The 3,583-nt window shown below is 41.9% G+C and carries 6 protein-coding genes and 1 pseudogene; all 7 read left to right on the top strand.

What is annotated here, in order from left to right:
* A partial coding sequence (locus GMD6S_RS08565) for a 4Fe-4S single cluster domain-containing protein (RefSeq protein ID WP_000299884.1) occupies positions 1 to 360 on the top strand: 360 nt, incomplete at its 5' end.
* Entirely contained in the window at positions 357 to 995 is a 639-nt protein-coding gene (locus GMD6S_RS08560; RefSeq protein WP_000725976.1) for a uridine kinase family protein, read from the top strand. The genes GMD6S_RS08565 and GMD6S_RS08560, both read left to right, overlap by 4 nt.
* A gap of 265 nt (positions 996 to 1,260) precedes the next feature.
* The gene (gene rpsJ, locus GMD6S_RS08555) at positions 1,261 to 1,569 is read left to right on the top strand and encodes a 30S ribosomal protein S10 (protein ID WP_001284513.1); all 309 of its coding nucleotides are present in this window, start codon (positions 1,261 to 1,263) and stop codon (positions 1,567 to 1,569) included.
* Positions 1,570 to 1,651: 82 nt separating this feature from the next.
* Positions 1,652 to 2,278: a 50S ribosomal protein L3 gene (gene rplC, locus GMD6S_RS08550; protein WP_000160197.1), complete on the top strand. Its 627-nt coding sequence runs from the start codon at positions 1,652 to 1,654 to the stop codon at positions 2,276 to 2,278.
* Positions 2,279 to 2,302: 24 nt separating this feature from the next.
* The gene (gene rplD, locus GMD6S_RS08545) at positions 2,303 to 2,926 is read left to right on the top strand and encodes a 50S ribosomal protein L4 (RefSeq protein ID WP_000024541.1); all 624 of its coding nucleotides are present in this window, start codon (positions 2,303 to 2,305) and stop codon (positions 2,924 to 2,926) included.
* Complete coding sequence (locus GMD6S_RS08540) at positions 2,926 to 3,222, top strand: 50S ribosomal protein L23 (RefSeq protein WP_001055347.1); 297 nt, start codon at positions 2,926 to 2,928, stop codon at positions 3,220 to 3,222. The genes rplD and GMD6S_RS08540 overlap by 1 nt, the downstream gene beginning before the upstream one ends.
* Before the next feature lie 17 nt (positions 3,223 to 3,239).
* A pseudogene (gene rplB / locus GMD6S_RS08535) lies at positions 3,240 to 3,583 on the top strand (50S ribosomal protein L2); the annotation flags it as partial.

The following is a 3,583-nucleotide window of genomic DNA, read 5'->3' as shown; positions in this document are numbered from 1 at the left end:
CCCTATGTTCAAGGATTGACCTTGCTGGGAGGAGAACCATTTCTCAATACAGGTATCCTCTTGCCGCTCGTTAAGCGCATTCGAAAGGAATTGCCAGACAAAGACATCTGGTCCTGGACGGGCTACACTTGGGAAGAAATGATGCTGGAGACTCCAGACAAACTGGAACTCTTGTCGCTGATTGACATCCTTGTTGATGGACGGTATGATAAAAGCAAGCGCAATCTCATGCTCCAGTTTCGAGGGTCTTCTAATCAACGAATTATCGATGTGCAAAAATCCCTCAAAAGTGGGCAAGTAGTGATTTGGGACAAGCTTAATGACGGAAAAGAAAGCTATGAACAGGTGAAGAGAGAATGAAGAAAAAAGACCTGATAGAACAACTGGTTTCAGAGATCGAAACGGGAAGAATTAGGACGCTAGGGATCTACGGTCATGGGGCTTCGGGTAAATCAACCTTTGCTCAGGAATTGTATCAAGCTTTAGATTCTACTACAGTAAATTTACTAGAAACAGATCCCTATATCACTTCAGAACGTCACATGGTAGTACCAAAGCAAGCACCAGATCAAAAGGTGACGGCTTGTCTCCCAGTGGCGCATGAATTGGCAAGTTTACAGAGAGATATTCTCGCTTTGCAGGCAGGTATGGATGTCTTAACAATCGATGAACCGTGGAAGGCTAGTGAAATCTTGTCTGGAGCCAAGCCGATTCTGATTGTTGAAGGGATGTCTGTGGGTTTTCTACCCAAGGAACTCTTTGACAAAACCATCTGTTTCTACACGGATGAGGAGACCGAATTAAAGAGGCGTCTAGCTCGAGATACGACTATGAGAAATCGAGATGCTTCCTTTGTGTTAGCTAGCCATCAGATGAGACGGGAGCAGTATCTGCGATACTATAGAGAAACCGAGTCTAAAGCGGACATTTTAGTAGATCAATCAGAAGATACATTCAAGGTCAAAATGACACACAAAATGACACACATTATATAGAAGAAAAGACGGTTTTTTATAGATATAAATCCGTAATCTTGGAAAGATGAAAAGAGAAAACAGTTTCATCCTAAAAAAACGAAAAAAAGCTCACAAATCCCTTGCAATCGTAGGGGCTTTGTGTTATTCTATTATGGTGCTGTAAATTACAGCCTTAGCTTTGATGCAAGAGGTTGCGACACGCTCGGTTGCATTGCCACGCAACGCGCGTCGGTTTTCTTGTGGAGCTAGCCTATTATCTTAAATAGACGAAAAGGAGAAAAAGATGGCAAACAAAAAAATCCGTATCCGTTTGAAAGCTTACGAACACCGTACGCTTGACACAGCGGCTGCAAAAATCGTAGAATCAGCTACTCGTACAGGTGCACAAGTTGCGGGTCCAATCCCACTTCCAACTGAGCGTAGCCTCTACACAATTATTCGTGCGACTCACAAATACAAAGACTCTCGCGAACAATTTGAAATGCGTACACACAAACGTTTGATCGATATCGTTAACCCAACTCAAAAAACAGTTGATGCGTTGATGAAATTGGATCTTCCAAGTGGTGTAAACGTAGAAATCAAACTTTAATCTAAAGCTTGATACCTTGAGCATAAAAAACGCTCGTTAAAAACTTTTTGAATAAAAAATATAGAAAAGGAACTATTTTCTCATGACAAAAGGAATCTTAGGGAAAAAAGTGGGAATGACTCAAATCTTCACTGAAGCTGGCGAATTGATCCCTGTAACAGTTATTGAAGCAACTCCAAACGTTGTTCTTCAAGTTAAAACTGTTGAAACAGATGGATACAACGCTATCCAAGTTGGTTTCGATGACAAACGCGAAGTATTGAGCAACAAACCTGCTAAAGGACATGTAGCGAAAGCTAACACGGCTCCTAAGCGCTTCATTCGTGAATTCAAAAACGTTGAAGGCTTGGAAGTTGGTGCTGAAATCACAGTTGAAACATTCGCAGCTGGAGACGTTGTTGACGTAACTGGTACTTCTAAAGGTAAAGGTTTCCAAGGTGTTATCAAACGCCACGGACAATCACGTGGACCAATGGCTCACGGTTCTCGTTACCACCGTCGTCCAGGTTCTATGGGACCTGTTGCACCTAACCGCGTATTCAAAGGTAAAAACCTTGCAGGACGTATGGGTGGTGACCGCGTAACAATTCAAAACCTTGAAGTTGTACAAGTTGTTCCAGAAAAGAACGTTATCCTTATCAAAGGTAACGTACCAGGTGCTAAGAAATCTCTTATCACTATCAAATCAGCAGTTAAAGCTGGTAAATAATAAAGAAAGGGGAAATCAGTCACAATGGCAAACGTAACATTATTTGACCAAACTGGTAAAGAAGCTGGCCAAGTTGTTCTTAACGATGCAGTATTTGGTATCGAACCAAATGAATCAGTTGTGTTTGATGTCGTCATCAGCCAACGCGCAAGCCTTCGTCAAGGAACACACGCTGTTAAAAACCGCTCTGCAGTATCAGGTGGTGGACGCAAACCATGGCGTCAAAAAGGAACTGGACGTGCTCGTCAAGGTTCTATCCGCTCACCACAATGGCGTGGTGGTGGTGTTGTCTTCGGACCAACTCCACGTTCATACGGCTACAAACTTCCGCAAAAAGTTCGTCGCCTAGCTCTTAAATCAATTTACTCTGAAAAAGTTGCTGAAAACAAATTCGTAGCTGTAGACGCTCTTTCATTTACAGCTCCAAAAACTGCTGAATTTGCTAAAGTTCTTGCAGCATTGAACATCGATTCTAAAGTTCTTGTTATCCTTGAAGAAGGAAATGAATTCGCAGCTCTTTCAGCTCGCAACCTTCCAAACGTGAAAGTTGCAACTGCTACAACTGCAAGTGTTCTTGACATCGCAAATAGCGACAAACTTCTTGTCACACAAGCAGCTATCTCTAAAATCGAGGAGGTTCTTGCATAATGAATTTGTATGATGTTATCAAAAAACCTGTCATCACTGAAAGCTCAATGGCTCAACTTGAAGCAGGTAAATATGTATTTGAAGTTGACACTCGTGCACACAAACTTTTGATCAAGCAAGCTGTTGAAGCTGCTTTCGAAGGTGTTAAAGTTGCCAACGTTAACACAATCAACGTAAAACCAAAAGCGAAACGTGTTGGACGTTACACTGGTTTTACTAATAAAACTAAAAAAGCTATCATCACACTTACAGCTGATTCAAAAGCAATCGAGTTGTTTGCTGCTGAAGCTGAATAATCTAAGGAGGAAATATCGTGGGAATTCGTGTTTATAAACCAACAACAAACGGTCGCCGTAATATGACTTCTTTGGATTTCGCTGAAATCACAACAAGCACTCCTGAAAAATCATTGCTTGTTGCTTTGAAGAGCAAGGCTGGTCGTAACAACAACGGTCGTATCACTGTTCGTCACCAAGGTGGTGGACACAAACGTTTCTACCGTTTGGTTGACTTCAAACGTAACAAAGACAACGTTGAAGCTGTTGTTAAAACAATCGAGTACGATCCAAACCGTTCTGCAAACATCGCCCTTGTACACTACACTGACGGTGTGAAAGCATACATCATCGCTCCAAAAGGTCTTGAAGTTGGTCAACG

It is taken from the genome of Streptococcus sp. GMD6S (assembly GCF_000297015.1).
This window is presented reverse-complemented; position numbering and strand designations above follow the sequence as displayed.

Excerpts from the sequence above, each read along its gene's own strand:
- rplD (WP_000024541.1), top strand. The coding sequence starts at position 2,303 with ATGGCAAACGTAACATTATTTGACCAAACTGGTAAAGAAGCTGGCCAA.
- GMD6S_RS08540 (WP_001055347.1), top strand. The coding sequence starts at position 2,926 with ATGAATTTGTATGATGTTATCAAAAAACCTGTCATCACTGAAAGCTCA.
- rpsJ (WP_001284513.1), top strand. The coding sequence starts at position 1,261 with ATGGCAAACAAAAAAATCCGTATCCGTTTGAAAGCTTACGAACACCGT.
- GMD6S_RS08560 (WP_000725976.1), top strand. The coding sequence starts at position 357 with ATGAAGAAAAAAGACCTGATAGAACAACTGGTTTCAGAGATCGAAACG.
- rplC (WP_000160197.1), top strand. The coding sequence starts at position 1,652 with ATGACAAAAGGAATCTTAGGGAAAAAAGTGGGAATGACTCAAATCTTC.